This window comes from Afifella sp. H1R (genome assembly GCF_021462425.1).
In the GTDB taxonomy this organism is placed as follows: Bacteria; Pseudomonadota; Alphaproteobacteria; order Rhizobiales; family Afifellaceae; genus Afifella; species Afifella aestuarii.
Window position 1 is genome coordinate 212,856 of sequence record NZ_JAKEDY010000002.1, and the last position, 21,981, is coordinate 234,836.

General features: G+C 65.5%; 20 protein-coding genes. 13 read left to right on the forward strand and 7 right to left on the reverse strand.

Annotated features, from left to right (window positions below):
* The first annotated feature begins 14 nt into the window (after window positions 1-14).
* Both L0F51_RS12650 and L0F51_RS12655 read left to right on the forward strand, forming a co-directional pair.
* Window positions 15-920 (forward strand): DUF1289 domain-containing protein, encoded by a 906-nt coding sequence (locus L0F51_RS12650; RefSeq protein ID WP_234629587.1) that lies wholly within the window; start codon window positions 15-17, stop codon window positions 918-920.
* Between the two features lie 230 nt (window positions 921-1,150).
* The gene (locus tag L0F51_RS12655) at window positions 1,151-1,651 is read left to right on the forward strand and encodes a DUF4405 domain-containing protein (protein WP_234629588.1); all 501 of its coding nucleotides are present in this window, start codon (window positions 1,151-1,153) and stop codon (window positions 1,649-1,651) included.
* A gap of 85 nt (window positions 1,652-1,736) precedes the next feature.
* On the opposite strand, the gene L0F51_RS12660 is transcribed toward L0F51_RS12655, so the two are convergent.
* Window positions 1,737-2,237: a hypothetical protein gene (locus tag L0F51_RS12660; protein WP_234629589.1), complete on the reverse strand. Its 501-nt coding sequence runs from the start codon at window positions 2,235-2,237 to the stop codon at window positions 1,737-1,739.
* 140 nt (window positions 2,238-2,377) lie between these two features.
* Here L0F51_RS12660 and L0F51_RS12665 point away from each other — a divergent pair, with 140 nt between their 5' ends.
* The 10 genes from L0F51_RS12665 to L0F51_RS12710 all read left to right on the forward strand — a co-directional run bounded on the left by L0F51_RS12665 (window position 2,378) and on the right by L0F51_RS12710 (window position 13,434).
* Window positions 2,378-3,037, forward strand: coding sequence for a response regulator transcription factor (locus L0F51_RS12665; protein ID WP_234629590.1), 660 nt, complete (start codon window positions 2,378-2,380; stop codon window positions 3,035-3,037).
* Window positions 3,034-4,422, forward strand: a complete 1,389-nt coding sequence (locus tag L0F51_RS12670; protein ID WP_234629591.1) for a HAMP domain-containing sensor histidine kinase — start codon at window positions 3,034-3,036, stop codon at window positions 4,420-4,422. The genes L0F51_RS12665 and L0F51_RS12670 overlap by 4 nt, the downstream gene beginning before the upstream one ends.
* Before the next feature lie 175 nt (window positions 4,423-4,597).
* Complete coding sequence (locus tag L0F51_RS12675; RefSeq protein ID WP_234629592.1) at window positions 4,598-5,500, forward strand: LysR substrate-binding domain-containing protein; 903 nt, start codon at window positions 4,598-4,600, stop codon at window positions 5,498-5,500.
* A 122-nt stretch (window positions 5,501-5,622) separates the two neighbouring features.
* The gene (locus tag L0F51_RS12680) at window positions 5,623-7,254 is read left to right on the forward strand and encodes an FAD-dependent oxidoreductase (protein ID WP_234629593.1); all 1,632 of its coding nucleotides are present in this window, start codon (window positions 5,623-5,625) and stop codon (window positions 7,252-7,254) included.
* Entirely contained in the window at window positions 7,251-8,108 is an 858-nt protein-coding gene (locus L0F51_RS12685; protein WP_234629594.1) for a transporter substrate-binding domain-containing protein, read from the forward strand. Before L0F51_RS12680 ends, L0F51_RS12685 begins: the two co-directional genes overlap by 4 nt.
* Window positions 8,109-8,158: 50 nt before the next feature.
* The gene (locus L0F51_RS12690; protein ID WP_234629595.1) at window positions 8,159-8,905 is read left to right on the forward strand and encodes an amino acid ABC transporter permease; all 747 of its coding nucleotides are present in this window, start codon (window positions 8,159-8,161) and stop codon (window positions 8,903-8,905) included.
* Complete coding sequence (locus L0F51_RS12695) at window positions 8,902-9,744, forward strand: amino acid ABC transporter permease (RefSeq protein WP_234629596.1); 843 nt, start codon at window positions 8,902-8,904, stop codon at window positions 9,742-9,744. The genes L0F51_RS12690 and L0F51_RS12695 overlap by 4 nt, the downstream gene beginning before the upstream one ends.
* Window positions 9,728-10,516 (forward strand): amino acid ABC transporter ATP-binding protein, encoded by a 789-nt coding sequence (locus L0F51_RS12700; RefSeq protein WP_304504502.1) that lies wholly within the window; start codon window positions 9,728-9,730, stop codon window positions 10,514-10,516. The genes L0F51_RS12695 and L0F51_RS12700 overlap by 17 nt, the downstream gene beginning before the upstream one ends.
* An 88-nt stretch (window positions 10,517-10,604) precedes the next feature.
* Window positions 10,605-12,671: an NADH:flavin oxidoreductase gene (locus L0F51_RS12705; RefSeq protein ID WP_234629597.1), complete on the forward strand. Its 2,067-nt coding sequence runs from the start codon at window positions 10,605-10,607 to the stop codon at window positions 12,669-12,671.
* A gap of 49 nt (window positions 12,672-12,720) precedes the next feature.
* A complete protein-coding gene (locus L0F51_RS12710) occupies window positions 12,721-13,434 on the forward strand; it encodes an HAD-IA family hydrolase (protein WP_234629598.1) in 714 nt (237 codons plus the stop codon).
* A gap of 88 nt (window positions 13,435-13,522) precedes the next feature.
* Here the strand turns inward: L0F51_RS12710 and L0F51_RS12715 are convergent, their stop codons facing one another.
* The 6 genes from L0F51_RS12715 to L0F51_RS12740 all read right to left on the reverse strand — a co-directional run bounded on the left by L0F51_RS12715 (window position 13,523) and on the right by L0F51_RS12740 (window position 20,029).
* Entirely contained in the window at window positions 13,523-14,983 is a 1,461-nt protein-coding gene (locus tag L0F51_RS12715) for an AMP nucleosidase (RefSeq protein WP_234629599.1), read from the reverse strand.
* Window positions 14,984-15,028: 45 nt separating this feature from the next.
* The gene (locus L0F51_RS12720) at window positions 15,029-15,763 is read right to left on the reverse strand and encodes an ABC transporter permease (protein ID WP_234629600.1); all 735 of its coding nucleotides are present in this window, start codon (window positions 15,761-15,763) and stop codon (window positions 15,029-15,031) included.
* Window positions 15,760-16,698 (reverse strand): ABC transporter ATP-binding protein, encoded by a 939-nt coding sequence (locus L0F51_RS12725; RefSeq protein WP_234629601.1) that lies wholly within the window; start codon window positions 16,696-16,698, stop codon window positions 15,760-15,762. Before L0F51_RS12725 ends, L0F51_RS12720 begins: the two co-directional genes overlap by 4 nt.
* A complete protein-coding gene (locus L0F51_RS12730) occupies window positions 16,695-17,891 on the reverse strand; it encodes an ABC transporter permease (RefSeq protein ID WP_255701431.1) in 1,197 nt (398 codons plus the stop codon). Before L0F51_RS12730 ends, L0F51_RS12725 begins: the two co-directional genes overlap by 4 nt.
* Window positions 17,854-18,762 (reverse strand): ABC transporter substrate-binding protein, encoded by a 909-nt coding sequence (locus L0F51_RS12735; protein WP_234629602.1) that lies wholly within the window; start codon window positions 18,760-18,762, stop codon window positions 17,854-17,856. Before L0F51_RS12735 ends, L0F51_RS12730 begins: the two co-directional genes overlap by 38 nt.
* A 226-nt stretch (window positions 18,763-18,988) precedes the next feature.
* Window positions 18,989-20,029 (reverse strand): AraC family transcriptional regulator, encoded by a 1,041-nt coding sequence (locus L0F51_RS12740; RefSeq protein WP_234629603.1) that lies wholly within the window; start codon window positions 20,027-20,029, stop codon window positions 18,989-18,991.
* Between the two features lie 149 nt (window positions 20,030-20,178).
* Here L0F51_RS12740 and L0F51_RS12745 point away from each other — a divergent pair, with 149 nt between their 5' ends.
* Window positions 20,179-21,855, forward strand: coding sequence for an acyl-CoA synthetase (locus tag L0F51_RS12745; RefSeq protein ID WP_234629604.1), 1,677 nt, complete (start codon window positions 20,179-20,181; stop codon window positions 21,853-21,855).
* Window positions 21,856-21,981: the final 126 nt, after the last annotated feature.

Sequence of the window (21,981 nt, forward strand, 5' to 3'; positions counted from 1 at the left end):
GACGAAGGATAAGAATGAACAACCCTCAAGGAATTTCCGACCTTTCACCCAGCGCCTCCTCGCGCCGCCCGGTCAGCCCGTGCACCGGGGTCTGCGAGATCGATTCAGACAGCGGCTTTTGTCGCGGCTGCGCGCGGACGAGTGACGAGATCGCCATCTGGAGCCGCGCGCCCGACGATCTCTTGCGCAAGATCACCGCGGTTCTGCCGGCGCGTCGCGCCCATCTCGGCATCAAGATCGCCCGTCTCGACTGGGACGAGGAGGAGATCGCACGGTTCATGCGCGACACGCTGCGTCCGGGAAAGGGTCGCTGGGTCTTCGGCATCGATGGCGCCTTCGGCGAATTCGCGATCGGAGCCGGCGAACAGCCCGAGGTCAAGAACGCCCTCACCGTCGCCACACAGGCGGGCGCGATGCGCCTGCGGCTGCCGGAAAAACTGCGCGCCTTCGCCTTTGAGGAAGGCAAAGCCATCGTGATGGCGCTGCCTCGCGGCAGGCTGCAGCCGCCCGCGGGCGTGACGCTCAATGCCGCCGGACCCGACCAGGGCGCCATTCGCGAAGGCGATCGCGACGCGCTCGCTTTCGAGCTCGGCTTCGGCAGCCCCGTCGCGCGCGTCTTCGTCCGCACGAAGGATCAGGCGCTGCAAAAGCGGCTTCAGGAACTGGAAGGAGAGCCGTGGCAGCGGGTCCTCGCGGAAGCCGGCCAAGATATCCGGGAAGGCTCCGCCGACCGCATCATCCTGACATCGGTCGGCCGCATGGAAGTCTATGCTCGCTTCACCGCCCCGGACATCCGCCAGCCGCAAGACCCCCGCACGGAGCTTCAGGCGGAGGCGATCGCAGGCGGGCGGGAGATGCCGGGAGAGATCGAGCTTCCGAAAGCCTATGCGCCCTGCGCCATCTTCTATCCGGCCCGCTAGGCGACACGGTCAGCGCCGAGTGTCTCGGCGCTGCCATGGCCGGCAATTTGCCGCGCCCCGACTGATCGCTTCCTGACAGCCTCCGCCTGCCTCCGTCAGCTCATCGTAAGGCAGGGGGCGCATCGCTCCTGACAGACGCCCGCGCGGGACACCGCAGCGCGGCGCCGAAGCGAAGACACCCAAACGAGAGACATGGGCCCAAGCCGGCCCGGTCCTGTCAGGAGATTTCAATGCCCTCCCTCATCAACCGTTACGCGACGCCCTTCATCACGGGTCTTTTCATCGTTTCCCTGGTGTCAGGCATCGCCCTCTTCTTCCATGTCGGCCCGAGCGGCTTTCACGGCATGCACGAATGGCTGAGCATGGTGCTCATCCTGCCCTTCGTCCTGCACCTCTGGAAAAACTGGCGGCCGCTGACGAATTACTTCAAGCGCTCGCCCATGGTGGTCGCCCTTGCCGTCTCACTTCTCATTTCGCTGCCCTTCCTCATGCCGACGAGCGGTGAAACGCGCAAAGGACCTCCCCCCTTCGCCTTTTCGCATCAGATCCTGACGAATTCGGCCGATGCCGTCGCGCCGCTTCTTGGCATGACGGGCGACGACGTGGCGGCCCGGTTGCGCGCGGCCGGCGTCGAGATCTCAGATCCCAACCAGCCGATTGCCGAGGCGATTTCCAAGAGCGGGGCCAACGAGATGCAGGCGATCGGCGCGCTCCTGACGCCGGCGAGCTGACGCCGCTTTCGCCTCCCCCCCAAACGATGAGGGCCCGACGCGATCTGCGCCGGGCCCTTTTTCAATCCGCCTTCAGTGAAGCGGATCAGATCTTGCCGAAATAGCTGCTCGGCGATGCGCCACCGTTCGGGGCCTGCGGAGCGGACGGCCGGCGGTCGTCCCAGCGCTCGAAGCGGCGATCGTCCCGGCGGTCATAACCCGGGCGCTGGTCGCCGCGGCGGTCGTCGCGCCGATCGAAGCGGGGCCGCTGGTCATTGTTGCGACCGTTCATGCCCTGCTGAGAATTGCCCGGCCTCGCGCGATCGAAGTTGCGGCTGCAGACGCTGCCGTCGCACATGCCATTGCGGGCATCGTTGCGCGGGCGGGCCTGGCCGCCGTGCTTGCCGTGCTTCTGATAGGCGTGGGAGCGATATTGCTGGTTGGAGCGGCCCCAATCGGAACGCGGGCTGCAATCGCCGTTGCGGTTGGCCGCCTGCTGCATCGCAACCGGCGAGGCGCCGTCTGGCGATGCGGCCATGCTTGCCGCGGGGACGAACAAGGTGGCGGCCAAGAGGACGCCGGCGCGAAGGGTCTTTCTGGATGTCATTTCTTTCTCCATGACGTTGTTGATGTCATGAAGATCGGCGCGCCGTCTGATCACGCGCTGACGGCGCAGCGAAAATGCTGTCAGCTTCCTGTCAGGCAGATCACGCAGAACGTCGGAAGCAAAACAGAAGGTGGATTGGAATGCGCGTCCTTCTCATCGAGGACGACACGGTTCTCGGGGCGGCGGTGCGAGATCAGATCAAGGCCGACGGCCATTCCGTCGACTGGGTCACACGCCTCGACGACGCCCGCGACACGCTCTCCGCCGGCGTCTTCGATCTCATCCTCCTCGACCTCATGCTGCCGGACGGGCGCGGCGTGCCGTTTCTCAAGAACCTGCGCACGAGCGGGGCCGTCACGCCCGTCATCATCCTGACGGCGCTCGACCAGATTTCCGACCGCATCGACGGGCTCAATGCCGGCGCCGACGATTACATCGTCAAACCGTTCGATCTCGACGAACTCTCCGCGCGGATCGGCTCCGTCGCCCGCCGCTATTCGGGAAATCCCAATCCCATCGTGACGCTCGGGCCGCTCGACATCGACCTCGCCGCCCGCAGCATCCATCGCGACGGCAAGGCGGTGGCGCTGACGGCCCGCGAATGGGCGCTGTTTGAAGCCTTTGTGCAGCGTCCGGGCCAGCTCCTGTCCAAGGCCCAGCTGGAGGAACGGCTTTATTCCTTCGACGATACGGTCGACAGCAACGCCATCGAGGTGCATGTCAGCCGCCTGCGCAAGAAGCTCGGCCGCGACATCATCGAGACCGAACGCGGCCTCGGCTACCGTCTCGGCCATCCATGACCGCGCCGCGCTCCCTTCAGCTTCGCCTCGCGCTCGCGCTCGGTCTCGCCGTCACGATCCTGTGGCTCGCGGCGGCGAGCTTCACGGCCGAAAAACTCCGTCACGAAATGGACGGGCTCTTCGACGCGGCGCTCAGGGACGCGGCCCAGCGCATTCTGCCGCTGGCCATGCACAGCCGCCGCGAACATCGGCGCGACGAGGAATCCCGCGAGGACGAGCGTCGTGACCGCCGTGGCGGACCGGCGCGAGGGGAACGGATCGCCCGGCTGCACAAGGACGACCGCTTCTTCACCTGGGTGGTGCGCGACCGGAAGGGCGAGACGGTGCTGCGCTCGGCCAATGCCGACAAGGAGGCCTTTCCTCCCTTCACCCGCGAGGGGTTCCGACAGACGGCGACGCACCGCCTTTACTACGATGCGGCCGGTCGCGACGGGCTGACGATCGCGGTTGCCGAGCCCCTCTCCCACCGCACCTCCATGGCGCGCGAGATGCTTCTCTCGCTCGGGCTGCCGCTCCTCGTCGTCATCCCGCTCAGCCTTGCGGCGATCTTCTTTGCCGTGCGCACCAGCCTGCGGCCTGTCCGGCGGTTGCGCGCCGATCTCGCGCAACGCGGCGCCCGCAATCTTGCAGCGCTTTCAGATCGCGGCCTGCCGAGCGAGCTCGAGCCGATCGTTCAAGGCATGAACCAGCTTCTCGACAGGCTGCGGGCCGCCTTTGAGGCGGAACGGAGTTTCGCCGCCAACGCGGCGCATGAATTGCGCACGCCGGTCGCCGGCGCGATCGCGCAGGCCCAAAGGCTGCGCGCCGAAACTACGGACGCAAGTGCTGCCGAGCGCGCGAAGGAGATCGAGACGACGCTGAAGCGGCTCAATCTCCTGTCGGAAAAACTCATGCAGCTCGCACGCGCGGAGGGCGCCAGGCTGCGCACCGACACGCCCGCCGACATGCGGCCGATCCTGAAGCTCGTCGCGGATGATTTCGCCCGTATCGGCGCGGCCCCCCGCCTGCACCTCGAGATGCCGGACGCACCCGTCCTCTCCGATCTGGAACGCGACGCCTTCGGCATTCTCTGCCGCAATCTCATCGAAAACGCTCTGAAGCACGGACGTCCGGGCGAACCGGTCGAGATCGCGCTGTCGCAGGCCGGCATCCTCACCGTCGCCAATGCCTGCCCGCCGGTGGCGGAGGAGGATCTTGCCCGCCTCACGACCCGCTTTGCGCGCGCCAACGACAAGAAGGATGGCAGCGGGCTCGGCCTTGCCATCGTGCGCACCATCGCCGAGCGCGGCGGCGGCGAGCTCGCCTTCGCCTCGCCGATCCCCGGCAAGACTGAGGGTTTCGAGGTTCGCTTCACCCTGCCCCATGCGGCCGACAGCGCGGCATGAGGCTCAGGGCGCCGGCGTATCGATTGTTCTTTTAGCTGATTAAGAGACTGGCCAAACGGGCAGTCACGACCGACACTGTCCGCCTCGGCGCACAGGGGCGAGGACCGGGCTCGATGATGCGACGATTGCGGCGTCCCTGTTTTGCCGGAGCGACATCACCTGAAGCGAGGCAGCCTTGAACCTTCAACAGCTCGCAGCGTTCCGCGCCGTCATGATGACCGGCACCGTCAGTGGTGCCGCCGAAGTTCTGGGGCGCAGCCAGCCGGCGGTGAGCCGCATGCTGGACCGGCTGGAGGCGGATCTCGGCCTCACCCTCTTCGAGCGTCGCAAGGGCCTGATCATGCCGATGCCGCAGGCGCGCCGGCTGCTCGACGAGGTCGAGCGCGCCTATGTCTCGCTCGATTCCCTGCAGGCGCTGGCGACACGGCTCGCCAAGGGCCAGGGCGACCAGGTCAACCTCGCCATCCTTCCCGCTCTCGGCCTCAGCTTCATGCCGCGCGTCATCGCGAAATTCCGCGAGGAGCGGCCCGGCACCCGCGTCAGCCTCGCCATCCGCATGTCCCCCACCGTGGAGGAATGGGCGGCCGGCCAGCAGGTCGATTTCGGCTTTGCCGAGATGCCGGTTCGCCGAACCGGCTTCGATACCGAGATCTTCTCCGATTCCCCTTATGTAGCGGCGGTGCCGAGCGACCACGATCTCGCGGATCGCTCCTGTCTTGGGCCGACCGATCTCGCCAAAGGGCCCCTCATCTACTGGACGCCCTTCGTCGCGGCGCGCCATCTTCTCGATCAGGCGCTCATCACCTCGGGAGTGCGCGTGGAGGCGCTGTGCGAAACGAGCCTCTCGGGCGCCGCCTATGAGATGGTGAAGCAGGGCCTCGGGATCGCCGTCATCGATCCCTACACGGCGATCCTGCAGCACGACGATCGCATCCGCCTCATCCCCTTCCGCCCGGCCATTCCTTTCAGCGTGGCACTGCTTCGGCCGCAATTTCGTGCGGCGAGCCCGGCGGTCGAGCGCATGCTCGCACTGGCAAAAGCGGAGCGGGACAAATTGCTTGCCGAGGTCCCGTCCTGACCCGGGCGCAGCATCCCGCTCTCGGTATGCCTTTTGCGCATAACTATCGACGTATTTTTAATTTTGAACATTTCGAGGCTATCGACATAGTCGCGACAGAAAGTCGCCTCACCGGGAAGTATATGCCGAGCACCCTTGCGAACCTTGACGGGCTGGAATGCGATGTGGCCGTCATCGGAGCCGGGATCAACGGAGCAAGTGCCGCCCGCGAACTGAGCGAAGCGGGTTATTCTGTCCTTCTCTGCGACAAGGAAGATTTCGCCGCCGGCGCGAGCAGCCGCTCTTCGCGGATGCTGCATTGCGGGCTGCGTTACTTCGAGGCCGAAAACCCGGTCGCGGCCTTCGGTCTGCATCCGCAGCGGTTTCTGCAGGCCTTGAAGATGGCGCGCGCCGGCATGGAGGCGCGCCACGAGATCGCCGCGACCGCGGCCGACGGCGTGAAACCGTTCACGATGTGCTTCCCGGTCTACCCCGAAAGCCCCGTGAAGAGCTGGCATCTCGATGTCGGGCTCAGGCTCCTGGAGCGGATCGGCCCCGGCGCGCCGCCGCTCGAATACCGCAAGATCACCGGCGATTTCGAACGGCACCTGCCCTTTGCGGGCGACCTGCGCGATCTCGACCGCCTCAAGGCCGTGGCGACCTACCGCGAATACGTCTTCGACTGGCCGGAACGCTTCTGCGTCGATGCCGCGCTCGAGGCGGAAGCGGCGGGCGCCGTCGTCAAAAACTTCTGCCGCGCGGAGCTCGTCGAGCGGGATGCCGCAAAACGCTGGATCCTGCGACTCGAAGCCAAGGACGGCTCGATCGCGACGGCAAAGGCCCGCCTCGTCTTCAACACGGCGGGAACCTGGATCGACGAGGTCAATGCGGAAGCCGGCGACGGATCGCACGAGGGAACGCATGACGCCCCGCGCGAAGGGCCCGAGCGGCTGATCCGCGGCACCAAGGGGGCGCATATGATGGTGCGCCTGCCCGAGAGGTATCAGGGCTACGGCATCGCCACCATGCACCGGCAGGGCATGCCCTTCTACGCAATGCCCTCACATGAGGATTTCTTCTATTTCGGACCGACGGAAACGCCCTTCGACGGCGACGCCAAGGATATTTCCGCCACCGACGACGAGATCGATTTCCTTCTCGGCGAAGCCAATTATCTCCTGCCGGGCTTGAACCTCACCCGCGCCGACATCGCCTTCACCTGGGCGGGGGTCAGGCCCCTCACCTTCGATGAAGAGCTGCCGATGGGCCGCCGCTCGCGCGAGATCCACGACCTGTCGCAGGACGGCATGCCGAACGTCTTCGCCATGACCGCCGGGCCGGTGATGTCGCATCGCAGCGCCGGCCGGGTGCTGCGCAAACGTGCCGAAGCGGCTCTCGGCCCAGCTCCGCACGCGAACGGCAAGTCCGCTTCGCCCTGGCGGATCTCCGAGACCTCGCCGCGGCTGTCGCAGCCGGAGCCCGCGGGCAATGCCCGGCGCGCCGCCTTCCGCCATGCCGTCACGCACGAACATGCGCGCGACCTCAAAGGCATTCTCTATACGCGCACGGCCCTTGCCTGGCGCCGCCATCTCGCACGCGAAGATGTGGAGGAGGCCGCCCGTTCGGTGGCCGATCTCCTCGAATGGACGCCCGAACGAACAGCCGAAGAAGTCGAGGGCTTCCTCAACTACCAGCGGACGGTGTTTCGCACCGGTTTGCGCTCAAATGATCGATCGACCGCAATGCCAGCCTCAACCGGAGACATGCAGCCATGAAATCGATAGCCAAAGTCCTAGGCCTACCCGTCCTCGCCGCATTGGCGGGCGCGACCTTCCTCGCCGCCACGGCCCCGGCCCAGGCGGCTGACGGCCGCCTGCAGGAAATCCTCGATCGCGGCACGGTCCGCGTCGGCGTGCTCGGGGCGTTCAAGCCCTGGTCGTTCCCCTCGACCGACGGCACCCAGGAAGGCATCGAAATCGATCTCGCGAAGAGCGTGGCCGATACGCTCGGCGTCAATCTCGAACCGGTTGTCGTCACCTCCGCGAACCGTATGCAGTTCCTGCAGCAGGGCAAGATCGATGTGATCATCGGCGGCATGTACGACACGGCCGAACGCCGCAAGATCATCGGCATCATCGAGCCGGCCTACTGGACCTCCGGCCCGACCTTGATGGCCAAGGAAGGTGCCATTGCGAGCTGGGAAGACATCAAGGACAAGCCGATCTGCGCCAAGCAGGGCGCCAATTACAACAAGCAGGTTCAGCGCGAATACGGGCCGCGTCTCGTCGCTTTCACCGGCAATACGGAAGGCAAGGCCGCCCTTCGAGCCGGCAAATGCGTCGCCTGGCTCTATGACGACGCCTCCATCATGGCCGACCTCGCCTCCGGCGAATGGGACGGCTACGAAATGCCCGTCTCCGTCCTCTTCAACAATCCCTGGGCCTCCGCCGTGCCGATCGAAGAGCTCGACAAGCCCTGGGGCGTCTTCATGACCGGCATGGCCTATCGCTGGCAGGCCGATGGAAAGCTCCTCGAGCTTGAAAAGAAGTGGGGCGTGAAGCCGTCCGATTGGCTCGCCGAACAGCACAAGCGTCTCGAATGGGACGAAAGCTACCTCGACGGCCAATAAGCGCCCGTAACGAAACCAGGGGAAGTCAGTTTTAATTGCAGGGCATAAGCTTGTTCAGCCTCATCGCGCCTTTGTTCCAGCGGCTCTACGACGAGACCGGCCTCAACTTCATCGTTTTCTACGATCGCTATGAATACGACCGTTTCGTCTCCGGAATCGCGATTTCGCTGCAGCTCATCTTCTGGTCCATTCTGCTTTCCCTCATCATCGGGGTTCTGGGCGCGTGGGTGCAAACCTCGCGCTCGAGACTCCTGAGGGGCGTCGTCAACGGCTACATCCAGCTCTTCCGCAACACGCCGCCCCTCATCCAGCTCCTGTTTTTCTATTTCGGCCTCGGCGCCTTCACGCCGCAGGTCGATATGGGCGGCTATTACGAGCCGCTCATCTCCTCCTTCAGCTGGGCGATCCTGTCGCTCGGCATTTTCGGCGGCGCCTTCAACGTGGAGATCTTCCGCTCCGGCATCGAGGCGGTGCCGAAATCGACGGCGGAAGCCGCGGAAAGCCTGTGCTTCTCCCGCTGGCAGACCTACGCCTACGTCACCCTGCCTCTCGCCTTCCGCATCAGCCTGCCGGCGCTCACCAACAACCTCGTCAGCCTCGCGAAGACGACCTCGCTCGCCTACGTGATCTCGGTTCCGGAGATGACCTACACGCTCAATCAGGTCTGGTCGGACAACATCAACGTGCCGGAGATGATGCTCGTCCTGTTCCTCTTCTACGTCATCATCGTCAGCCTGATCGCCGCCGGCCTGCACTGGCTCGAAAAACGTCTGGCGCTGCCGGGATATGGACAATGAAGACAGTCCGCCCCTTCCGCATCGACGCCGAAACGCTCTCGGCCTTCCTGCCCAGCCGCTCGATCCGCGGCTGGCACGGCCTCCTGCTTCTCGGCATCTTTCTCGCGAGCCTCGCCGCCGCACAGGCTCAGGGCGTCGCGGCGCCGCAGACACCCTCGGCAATCGCCACGCTCATCGACTGGATGCCCTTCATTCTGAAAGGCTTCGTCCTCAACCTCGTCATGAGCTTCCTGGCGATGGGGATCGCGACGGTTCTCGGGATCGCGCTCGGCATGCTGCAGCTCAGCCACAGCCGCCTCCTGCGCGCGCCGGCCTGGATCATCACGCATCTCTTCCGCAATTCGCCCTGGCTCGTCATCCTCTTCGTCGTCATGCTCCTCGTCCCCTTCGAGGTGGAGCTGCCGGGCGGGCGAAACCTGATCCTCTCCGACTGGATCAAGGCGACGATCGCCTTCTCGCTGCCGGTGATGGCGAATGTCAGCGAGATCGTGCGCGGCGCCATCGTTTCCATCCCGCGCGGGCAGTGGGAATCAGCGGAAAGCCTCGCCTTCACCCGCGGTCAGACGCTGCGCTGGATCATCCTGCCGCAATGCGTGAAGCGGGCGATCCCGCCGTGGATGAACTGGTACGCGCTTCTCGCCATGGCGACGCCGATGGCCTCCATTCTCGGCGTGCGCGAAGCCGTCGGAAATGCGCAGGCGGCGATGGAAGCGGCGGGCGCGCGGCCGGAACTCCTCGTGCCGTTCTATCTGTTCCTGCTGCTTCTCTTCTTCGCCTACATCTACCCGATTTCGATTTGGACCCGAGCGATCGAGCGAAAATATGCTGTCGAGACCTAAGAAAACTGCGTCTGGCGCGGATACGCCGGCCTGGACGCCGGACATGCCGCTCGTCGAGGTGCACGACGTTCACAAGTCCTTCGGCGATCTCGAAGTCCTGAAGGGCGTCAGCTTCGACGTCCGCCAGGGCGAGGTCGTGTGCATCATCGGCCCGTCGGGCTCCGGCAAGTCGACGCTGATCCGCTGCATCAACGGCCTCAACAACATCCAGCAGGGCTCGATCAAGGTCGAAGGCCAGGAGGTCAACGACCCCAACCTCAACCTCCTGGAACTGCGCAAGAAGGTCGGCATCGTCTTCCAGCAGTACAATCTCTTCCCCCACAAGACGGCGCTCGAAAACGTCATGATGGCGCCGGTGAAGGTTCTCAAAGAGCCGAAGAAAGAGGTGGAGGAGCGCGCCCGCGCCCTCATCGCGAAAGTGCGTCTGAGCGGCAAGGAAGACGTCTATCCCGGCCATCTTTCCGGCGGCCAGCAGCAGCGCGTGGCGATCGCCCGCAGCCTCGCCATGCGCCCCGACGTCATGCTCTTCGACGAAGTGACGGCGGCGCTCGATCCGGAAACGGTCAAGGAAGTGCTCCTCACCATCAAGGAGCTCGCGGCCGAAGGCATGACCTGCATCCTCGTGACCCACGAAATGGGCTTTGCCCGGGAGGTGGCGGACCACGTGTATTTCACCGACCGAGGCGTGATCGTCGAGCACGGTCCGCCGGAAGAATTGTTCACCCGCGCCAAGGACGAGCGCACCCAGCGCTTCCTTAGCCAAGTCGTCTAGCCGCGTCGCACTCGGCCGCGGTCGCAACGGCGTGACACCCCGTGTCGCGCCGAAGGGATTGTCGTGCCTTCGTCAGAGAGAGAAACCGATGTCCGCACCAGCACTCAGCCAAACGCCGCTGCAAGGGGATCCCGCCCACAAGGACCCGCTCCTGCGCCCTTTGCGCATCAAGCATGTCGAATTCCGCAACCGCATCATGAGCACGAGCCACGCCTGCGGGCTTGAATCCGGCGGCATGCCGCAGGAGGCCTACCAGCTCTATCATCTCGAAAAGGCCAAAGGCGGCATCGGCCTGTCGATGTTCGGCGGTTCGTCCAACGTCGACCGCGATTCCCCGAACATTTTTCGTCAGCTCAATGTCGGCGACGACGCGATCATTCCGCATCTGCGGCGCTTCAGCGAACGCATGCACGGGGAAGGCGCGGCGCTCATGTGCCAGATCACGCATCTCGGCCGCCGTGGCGATCCCTATGCCGGCGACTGGCTGCCGACGATCGCCCCCTCGCCGCTGCGCGAAACCCTGCACCGCAGCATCCCGAAGGAGATGGACGAGCACGACATCGCGCGTGTCGTGAAGGCCTATGCCGCCGCCGCGCGCCGCTGCAAGGAGGGCGGGCTCGATGGCATCGAAACGCTCGCCGCCGGGCATCTGATAGGCCAGTTCCTCTCGCCTCTCACCAACCGGCGCACCGACCGCTTCGGCGGCAGCCTGGAAAACCGCTGCCGCTTTGCCGTGATGGTGCATGCGGCGATGCGCGAGGCGGTCGGAGACGATTTCCTGATCGGCATTCGCTACGTGGTCGACGAAGCGACCAAGGGCGGCCTCAGCTTCGACGATTGCGTCGAGGCGGCGCTGCTTCTGAAGCGCGAAGGCGTCGTCGATTTCTTCAACGCCATCTACGGCACGATGGACACGACGCGGGCGCTCGCGGAAGAGAACATGCCGGGCATGGGCTCCAAGCTCGCGCCCTGGGTCGAGCCGGTCGGCGCCTTCAAGGCCGAGATCGGTCTCCCGGTCTTCCATGCCGCCCGCATCGCAGACATCTCTTCGGCGCGCTTTGCCGTTGCCGAAGGCAAACTCGACATGGCGGGGATGACGCGCGCGCAGATCGCCGATCCGCATCTCGTCGCCAAGCTTGCCGCCGGTCGCGAGGAGGACGTCCGCCCCTGCGTCGGCGCCACGCATTGCCAGTCGCCCTATCGCCCCTCCTGCCTGCACAATCCCGTCACCGGCCGGGAAACGAAGCTGAGCCATGTCATCCGCCCGACGGAGGGGCCGAAGCGCAAGGTCGTCGTCATCGGCGGCGGCCCGGCCGGGCTCGAAGCGGCGCGCATCGCGGCCGAACGCGGCCATGACGTATCGCTCTACGAAGCCGCCGCCGATGTCGGCGGGCAGGTCCTTCTCGGCTCGACCGGCTCCTGGCGCCGCGATCTCATCGGCATCGTGGAATGGCGCGTCGCCGAGCTTTCGCGCCTCGGCGTCGGGATCCACACCAACGCCTATATGGAGGCCGACGACATCAAGGCGCTCGCCCCCGACGTCGTCATTCTCGCCACAGGCGGCCTGCCGCAGATCGATCTTCTTGAAGGCGACGATCTCTGCGTCAGCACCTGGGACATCCTTTCGGGCCAGGTGCCGATCGGGCGCGACGTCCTCGTCTATGACGGCACCGGCCGCCATCCGGGGCCCCTTGCCGCCGAGAAGGCGAAAGAGGCCGGGGCGAACGTCACCTATGCCACGATCGATGTGACGATCTGCGAAGAGCTCACCTATGCGGAGCGGCTGCGCTGGAAGAAGCGCTTCCTCGCCCTCGGCGTCGCGCCCATTTCGGAGACCCGCCTCGTCGCCGTCACCCGCAAGGACAACCGCCTCGAAGCCGTCCTCCTCAACGAGCTGTCGCGGGAAGAGACCTCCGTTCTCGTCGATCAGGTGATCGTCGAGCAGGGCAGCATCCCGATGAACGAACTCTTCGAGGAGCTGCGCACGACCTCCAAGAATAACGGCATCACCGACATCGAGACCTTCATCCGCCTGCAAGCGCAGCCCTTCCGGGAGGATGCCGGCTTCGAGGTCCACCGCATCGGCGACGCCGTCTCAAGCCGCAACATCCACGCCGCCATGCTCGATGCGGTGCGCATCTGCAGCCCGCTTTGAGCGGGCTTCGCAGCATCTTTCAATATCCACTTCCAAGGAGACCTGCCTCATGACTTTCACGCACTTCAAGGTTCTCACATTCGACGTCGTCGGAACGCTCATCGATTTCGAGAAAGGTCTGCTCGACGGATTTCGTTCGTTCGGCGGACCGGCGGCCCGCGATCTCAGCGACGACGAGATCTTCGTTCCCTACATCGAGGCCCGCCACATTTATCCGGGCCGCTCCAGTCAGGTGATGGAAGACGTCTATCAGCACGTTGCCGGCAAGCTCGGGCTCGACACCAGCAAGGGCGCAGCCACCGCGTTCCAGGCGCACGTCCTGAACTGGCCGGCCTTCCCGGATTCCGCCGAGGCACTGAAGCGCCTGCGCACCCGTTTCCGGCTCGTCGCGATGACCAACACCGACCGCGTCGTCTTCACGAGCTACGCGCATACCCTCGGCCATCCCTTCCATGACGGCGTCACGGTCGACGAGGTGGGCATCCCGAAGCCCGATCCGCGCTTCTTCGACTTCAACCGCGGCCGCCAGTCGGCCTTCGGCTACAAGCAGGAGGAAATTCTGCATGTCGCGCAGAGCCAGTATCACGACATCGGCGTGGCGCGCGAACTCGGCTATTCCGTCTGCTGGATCGAGCGGCGGCAGGGACAGGAAGGCTTCGGCGGCACGCCGGTGCCGAAGGAAGTGACGAAGCCGGACTTCCATTTCCCGACGCTCGCCGCACTCGCCGATGCGATCGACGAGGATTTCGCCGCAAACCGCTGAAGGCGGTCGCGCGCGTTTCGATCCTGCAGGCCGGCTCCGGCCGGCCTGTCTCCAGTCAGATCTCGGGTGCTCACCGGATCTCGGGTGCTCAGCGGAAGGGCGGCTCGTCGAAGGCGCGCAGCTTGCGCGAATGCAGCCTGTCTCCCTCCCGGCGCAAAAGCTCGACGGCGCGGATGCCGATCTGCAAATGCTCCGAGATCGCCCCCTCATAGAACCGGTTCGCCTGCCCCGGCAGCTTGATCTCGCCGTGCAGCGGCTTGTCGGAGACGCAGAGAAGCGTCCCGTAGGGCACGCGGAAACGATAGCCCTGCGCGGCGATCGTCGCACTCTCCATATCGACGGCGACGGCCCGGCTCTGATTGAGGCGATGCGCCGAGGCGGTGTAGCGCAGCTCCCAATTGCGGTCGTCCGTGGTGACGACAGTGCCGGTTCTGAGCCGCAGCTTCACCTCTTCGCCATGCATGCCGCTCACCTGCTTGGTCGCGTCGTAAAGCGCCCGCTGCACCTCGGCGAGGCTCGGGATCGGGATATCCGGCGGCAAGACGGCATCGAGAACATGGTCGTCGCGCAGATAGGCGTGGGCGAGCACGTAATCGCCGATCGACTGGCTTTCGCGCACGCCGGCGCAATGGCCGATCATCAGCCACGCATGCGGACGCAGCACCGCCAGATGATCGCAGATCGTCTTCGCATTCGACGGCCCGACGCCGATATTGACGAGCGTGATCCCGGAACGACCCGACCCCATCAGGTGATAGGCCGGCATCTGGTGCTTCTTCCAGGCGAGCTCGGAGATCGCCCGCTCCGGATCCTCCGTCTCCTTCGTCACGAGACTGCCGCCGGCGCAGGAGAGCGCCTCATAGGGGCTCTCCGGATCGCGCACCTGCTCGCACGCCCACCGAATGAACTCGTCGACGTAGCGGCTGTAATTGGTGAAGAGAACAAAGGGCTGAACGTGGTCGGCGGGCGTGCCCATGTAATGCTTCAGCCGCGCCAGCGAAAAATCCGTGCGCAGCGCATCGAAATGCGACAGCGGGATCTCCTGGGCGGAGGCAAACAGCCCGTCGGAGACTTCATCGCCGATCAGAGCGAGTTCCGTCGTCGGAAAATGCCGGATCATTTCGAGCGTCGTCGCGCGGTCGAGCACGAGATCCCCATCCTCGAGGACATAGGGAAAAGGGATCTCCTGCGCCGAGGGGCGCACGCTCAGATGCACGCGGTGATCTTCGGCCAGAATGGCGAGCTGATCGGCGAGGTAATTGCGAAAGAGGGCCGGCCGCGTGATCGTAGTCGTGTAGCCGCCCGGCCGCGTGAAACGCCCATAGGCGCGCGGCTTGAAGCTGCGCGGCGGCGCCCCGTCCCAGCTGACGCGCAGCTCCGGATAACAGAAAAGGCCCGCCTCGCGGGCCGCCGGATCGGGCGGCGTTCCGTCCTTGGCAAAGAGCGCGATGGCGTCCCGCAGCTCCTGGACGGCGGCCTCGTAAAGCTGTTCGAGGCGGTTCAGCGCGTCTTCGACGCCGGCTATGTCGGTTGTCCTATCGTCTTTCATCACACTTCCTTCCGCCCGGAAGGCCATATCGCAAGACGCCTCTGTTTAGCTACGGGCGGCCGTCATCCGCGAGATTTCACCGAGACCGTCATAGAGGATGACGGCGAGCGCGCCGGTCAAAAGGCCGCCCTGCAGCACGAAGGCGAGATTGTTGGAATTGAGCCCGGCGATGATCACCTCGCCCAAGCCTTTGGCGGCGACCGTGGAGCCGATCGTCGCCGTCGAAAGCGCAATCACGAGCGAAATGCGCACGCCTTCGAGGATCACGGGCAGAGCGAGCGGCAGCTCCACCTGAAAAAGCCTCTGCCGCCCCGTCATGCCCGTCCCCTTCGCCGCTTCCGCGACGGCCGGCTGCAGACCGGTCAAGCCCGCGAGCGTGTTCTCGAAGATCGGCAAAAGCCCGTAGAGAAAGAGGGCGATCAATGTCGGCCAGGTGCCGAAGCCCACGACCGGCACGGCAAGCGCCAGCACCGCCACCGGCGGAAAGGTCTGGCCGATATTCACGATGGCGCGCGACAGCGGCAGAAATTCCGCACCGATCGGCCGGCTCACCAGGATCGCGAGTGCCACACTGATGAGCGTCGCCGGCACGATCGCCGCCACCACGATCAGAAGATGCGAGATGGTGAGGTCGAGAAGGCTCGCGCGGTCATAGATCGCCGGCGCGCCCACCGGTGCGAAGGGCTCGAGCAGCGGCCTGAACGCCTCCGGGACGAAGAGGAAGGCGAGCACCAGCGCCACGAGCGCAAGCCGCAGGAGGAGGACGAAAGGCCGGCTCATGCCACCGATCGCGCCGCATCGAGAAGCGCCCCTCGCCGCACGAGACCGCGCGCCGACCCGTCCTCACCGACCACCGGCAGGACCTCGCGGCCGCTCCAGATCATCTCCGCCAGCGCATCATACAGCGAGCGATCGGCGGCAATCGGCGTGCCTTCCGCGGTTCCTTCCTCAGTCCGCTCGCTCACCGGGATGAGCGAGAGATAGCGGAACGGCCGGTCGTCGTCGCCGACGAGGTTGCGGACATTGTCGCTCGCCGGATGGGTCAGGATTTCGGCCGGCGGGGCGAGCTGTTCGACGCGCCCCTCGCTCATCACGGCGATGCGGTCGCCGAGCCTGATCGCCTCGGCCATATCGTGGGTGACGAGCAGGATGGTGGAGCCGAGGCGGTCCTGGATGCTCTTGAGATCGGTCTGCGCCTTGGCGCGGATGACGGGATCGAGCGCCCCAAAGGGCTCGTCCATCAGAAGCATGTCGGGACGGGCGGCAAGCGCGCGGGCGACGCCGACGCGCTGCGCCTGACCGCCCGAGAGCTGGTGCGGATAGCGCGGCGCGATCTCGTCGGGATCGAGCTGCAGGAGTTCCAGAAGCTCGTGCACGCGTGCGTCGATCTTCTTGCGGTCCCAGCCGAGGAGCTTCGGCACGGTGGCGATGTTGCGGGCGACCGTCCAATGCGGAAAAAGCCCGTGATCCTGGATCGCATAGCCGATGCGGCGGCGGAGCTCATAGGCTTTCATCTGCCGCGTATCGGTGCCGTCGATCTCCACCAGCCCCCGTGTCGGCTCGACGAGCCGGTTGATCATCCGCAGGAATGTCGACTTGCCCGAACCGGACGTACCGACGATCACCGTGATCGTCGCCGCCTCGATCTCCATCGACACGTCGCGAACGACGGCATTGCCGGCATATTCCTTGGTGAGGCCTTCGATGCGGATCATGCCTTTGCTCCGGGGAGAACGTCGATGACGGCGTCGAGCACGACGGCGGCGGCAAATGCCAGCGCCACCGTCGGCAGCGCGCCGAGAAGAATGAGGTCGGTCGCCGTCTGGCCGAGCCCCTGGAAGACGAAGGTGCCGAAACCGCCCCCGCCGATGAGCGCGGCGATGGTGGTGAGGCCGATATTCTGCACGAGCACGATGCGCACGCCTGTCAGAATGACCGGCAAAGCGAGCGGCAGTTCGACGGAGATGAGCCTCTGGCGGCTCTTCAGCCCCATGCCGGCGGCCGCTTCCGTGACGCTCGGCGACACGCCGGAAAGCCCGGCGGCCGTGTTCGCCACCATCGGCAACAGCGAATAGAGAAACAGCGCCACGAAGGCCGGCGCCATGCCGATGCCACGAATGCCGATTTCGGAGGCGCCCGGCACGTTCGCCGCCACCCAGCTCAACGGCACGATCAGCATGCCGAAGAGCGCGATCGACGGAATCGTCTGGATGAGGCTCAAGGTGCTGAGGACCGGGCCTTTCAACCGTTCGGAGCGATGGATCAGAATGCCGATCGGCACACCGGCGGCGATGGCGACGGCAAGCGAACCGAAGGCGAGCTGCAGATGATGCGCGCCCTCCCGCCAGAAGGTCGCCGCGTGCCCGCGATATTCGGCGAGGATCGACAAGGCGTCCCATTCCCCGGTCATGAGGATCGCGCCGATCGCGGCCGCGGCGAGCGCAAAGACGCCGAGCCTCAGGAGCGGGCCGGGCTTCAGCCTGACGATCGCATCGGTGATCAGGATCGACAGCGCAAAGCCCGCGAGCCAGAAGCCCGCTCCCGGCGCCACGCGCGCGTAATCGGCTCCGTCCGCCATCAGCATGCGCGCCGACACGCCGATCGCGATCAGGAGGAGAAGCAGGGTCAGCGCCGGGGCGGCGAGCCGGATCGCCGGCGGGCGCACGAAGAGCGCGACCGCAATGGTGGCGACCGCGCAGGCGAGCAGCGCCGCGGCCCAGACGGCGGGCAGCGCCTCGAAAAGCCCGCGCGCCTCGGCGAGCGCGATCCGGTTGGCCCGGTAACTCGAAAGCGGCAGAGCGAGCGCAACCGCCAGCAGCGCGCCCATGGGCGCGCCGAGCTTGTCAGGACGCGGGATCACAAAGCCCGGCTCAGCCGTCGATGAAATCGTGCGAGACGAGGAATTCATGCGCCACATCGCCCGCCGGCTGGCCCTCGACCTGCACCTGGCCATTGAGCTTCTGCAGCGTCTCGAGCGTCAGGGCCTCAAACACGGGCTTCAAGAGATCGGCGATCTCCGGATGCTCGTCGAGGACGGGTTTTCTGATGATCGCCGTCGGCTGATAGACGGGCTGCACGCCCTTGTCGTCTTCCAGAACCTGCAGGCCGGCCGCCTGGATCGCGCCGTCGGTGCCGTAGACCATCGCTGCATTGGCGCCGTTCGTCTCTCGCGCCGCCGCGCGGATCGTCGCCGCCGTATCGCCACCCGAGAGCACGATGAGCTGATCGGAATTGAGCTTGAAGTCATAGGCCTTCTGGAAGGCCGGCAGAGCCGCGGCGGAGTTCACGAATTCCGAGGAGGCGACCAGCTTGACCTCGCCGCCATCCTTCACCCACTTGCCGAAATCGGAGAACGTCGTGATGCCGTTCTCCTCTGCCACATCGCTTCGAAGCGCAACGGCCCAGGTGTTGTTGGCCGGCGCCGGCGTCAGCCAGACGATGTCGTTTTCCTCTCCGTCGAGCTTCTTGGCCATATCGTAGGCCTTCTCGGCATCCGTCCAGACCGGCTCGTCGGCGCGATTGAAGAAGAAGGCCGCGTTGCCGGTATATTCCGGATAGATGTCGATCTCGCCGGCGGTGATCGCCTTGCGCACCACGGGCGTCGCGCCGAGCTGCAGACGGTTTTCCGTCTCGATGCCGGCATCGTTCAGGACTTCCAGAATGATGTTGCCGATGACGCCGCCTTCGGTGTCGATCTTGGAGGAGACGACCACCTGGGCGGAGGCACTACTGGCGGCGAACGTTCCGGCCGCGACAGCCAGGGCGATGAGAGTTTTCATGGACGATCTCCAAAATCTCCGACGATGGGTGACGCGACCATCGGCACGCGGTGCGAACGCCGGAAAATCCGAAGCATCGAGGCAAGCTCCCCAGATTGCATCCTTTCCCCCCACAGCTCGATCAACGGTCGACCATCAGCTAGGTACCGCAGGTGAACGCCTTGTCCATGATGGAAGCTCCAAAAGTCGTGCCGGAAGCCGCGATTGCGGCGGATTCGTCGCGCCTTCAAAGCGTCTTCTTCGGCGCCGAACCTGTCTCGCCGGGCGATCGGGGCTCAGGCTTTCTCGCCTCGCGGCGGAACTCGCCCGGGCTCTTGCCGGTCCATCGGCGAAAGGCGCGATGAAAGGCGCTCGGCTCGGAAAAGCCGAGGTCGGCGGCAAGCTCTCCGACCTTTGAATGGCCGTGGAGAAGCTCCTGCGTCGCCACCGCCATGCGCAGCTCGTCCTTGATGTCGTTGTAGGTCTGGCCTTCGAGACGCAGCTTCCGCCGCAAGGTGGAGGCGGGCAGACGCATCTGCGCCGCGAATTCCTCAAAGCCCGGCCAGGCCGAGGGCGGCATCGCCCGCAGGCGCTCGCGCAGCCGTGCCGCCTGCCCCGCATCGTGGCGGTAGCGCACCAGGATGTTGGCGGGTGCCTGACGCAGGAATTCGCGCAGCGCCCGCTCGTCGCGGATCGGTGAAAGCTTCAGAAAATCGGCATCGAAGACGAGCCCGCTCTCCGGCTGATCGAAACGCACGGGCGCGCCGAAGAACAAGCGGTATTCGGCCTCATATGGTGGCGGAGGTCCGCGAAAGTCGACCCGGCGGAGCGGAATGCGCCGCCCGATCAGCCAGCAGGAGAGCCCGTGCACCATGATCCAATAGGTGCGGTAGGCGAAGGCGGAACGCGGGCCAGCTTTGTCCTTGAGGACGATTTCGGCAAGCCCGTCTGCGACGCAGAGCTCGCCATAAGGGTCTTCCAGAACGACCCGCAGAAAACGCAGCGCCCGCCGCAGCGCCTGCTCCAGGCTTTTGGCCGACAGGATCGCATGGCACAGAAGCGTGAAACTGCCGCGCGGCATCGGCCTTGCCGCCTCGCCGAAGAACTCGTCATCGACCGCAAGCGCCACCGCCAGCCAGAGCGCACCATATTGCTCGGCCGACACCGGCTCCACCACGATTGGCGGCATGCCGGCCTGCCGCAGGAGCGGCTCTCGCGCGATGCCGCGCCGGTCCAGACAGGCGAGCGCGTCTTCGACGAAACACGGGGCGATCATGCGCCGTTCCAAGCGAACCCGCTCCCCAGAAAGTGGCAAAACCGATCACGAAATTAGAGCAATTCGGTCATCGCACGCCACATCTCTTCATCGCTAACCTGCCTTCACAAAAGAACACGGTTCCTCCGCCGCCGCGGATAAGGAACTCAGGGAGGACAGACATGGCCGCGCCTTCTGGCAGCGAAGACCGCGACGATTATGCCGACGCGATCGCGAACTTTCGTCTCGACGACATCACGAAGCTTCTCTCGGGCGATCTCGAAACTGGGATCAACGCCTGCGTCGAATGCTGCGACCGGCATGTGGCCGGCGGCGGCACGGCGCTTCACTATATCAGCGCCGACGGCCGTCAGGAGACCTACAGCTTCGCGCAGATGCAAAAGCTCTCGGCGCGCTTTGCCAATCTTCTCGCCGAGGAAGGCGTCAAGCCGGGCGATGTCGTCGCGGGCATGCTGCCGCGCACGCCGGCACTCCTTGCCATCATTCTCGGAACCTGGCGGGCGGGCGCCGTCTACCAGCCGCTCTTCACGGCCTTCGGCCCGAAAGCGATCGAGCACCGGCTCCGGATGTCGGACGCCCGCCTCGTCGTGACCGACACGGCCAATCGCGGCAAGCTCGAGGGGATCGCGGCTCTTCCCCGCGTCGTCCTCGTCGGCGGTGGGGACAGCACGGCCTCTTCAGCGGGCGACATCGACTTCGACAGCGCCATGGCGCGACAGTCGGAGGAATTTGCGCCGGTGATGCGCTCCGGCGACGATCTCTTCCTGATGATGTCGACCTCCGGTACGACGGGGCTCCCCAAGGGCGTGCCGGTGCCGCTCAAGGCGCTTGCCGCCTTCCTCGTCTATATGCGCGATGCCGTGGAATTGCGGGCGGACGACGTCTTCTGGAACATCGCCGATCCGGGCTGGGCTTACGGCCTTTATTACGCCGTCACCGGCCCGCTCGTCCTCGGCCATGCGACCACCTTCTATGACGGGCCGTTCACGGCGGCGAGCACCTACGACATCATCAAGCGCTACGGCATCACCAATCTCGCCGGCTCACCGACGGCCTTCCGGCTTCTGATCGCCGCCGGACCCGAGGCCGCCGCAGAGGTCAAAGGCCAGCTCCGCGCCGTCTCGAGCGCCGGCGAGCCGCTCAACCCGGAAGTCATCCGCTGGTTCGCCGAGCATCTCGATGCCCCGATCCACGATCATTACGGGCAGACGGAACTCGGCATGGTGGTGAACAACCATCACCGCCTCCGCCACCATGTGCATCCGGGCTCCGCCGGCCATGCCATGCCCGGCTACCGCGTCGCCGTCCTCGACGATAGCGGCCGCGAACTGCCGGCGCACAAGCCCGGCATCCTTGCCGTCGACATCGCGAAATCACCGCTTCTCTGGTTCTCCGGCTACTGGCAGCAGCCGACGCCGGCGATCGCCGAGGGCTATTACCGCACCGGCGATACGGTGGAGATGGAAGAGGACGGGCGCATCAGCTTCGTCGGCCGCGCCGACGACGTGATCACCTCGTCGGGCTATCGCATCGGCCCGTTCGATGTGGAAAGCGCGCTCATCGAGCATCCGGCCGTCATCGAGGTGGCGGTCATCGGCAAGCCGGATCCGGAGCGCACCGAGATCGTCAAAGCCTATGTGGTGCTGCGCGAGGGGACGGAAGCCTCCACGGAACTCGCCGAAGAGCTGCGGCTCTACGTCAAGGAGCGGCTCTCCGCGCATGCCTATCCGCGCGAGATCGAGTTCACCGAGGCTCTGCCGAAGACGCCGAGCGGCAAGCTGCAGCGCTTCATGCTGCGCAACCGCGAGAAGGCGAAGACCGAGAGCGACGCCGCCTGAGCCATCGGCCTCGGAGCTGGACCGCCCGCTCCCGGCCGCCCACTCCCGGCCTTCTGGCCTCTTGTCCGAACTCAGCCCGTGCGCTTCGGCGCACGGCATTCTTGCTGCCCGCGTCAGAAAGCGAGA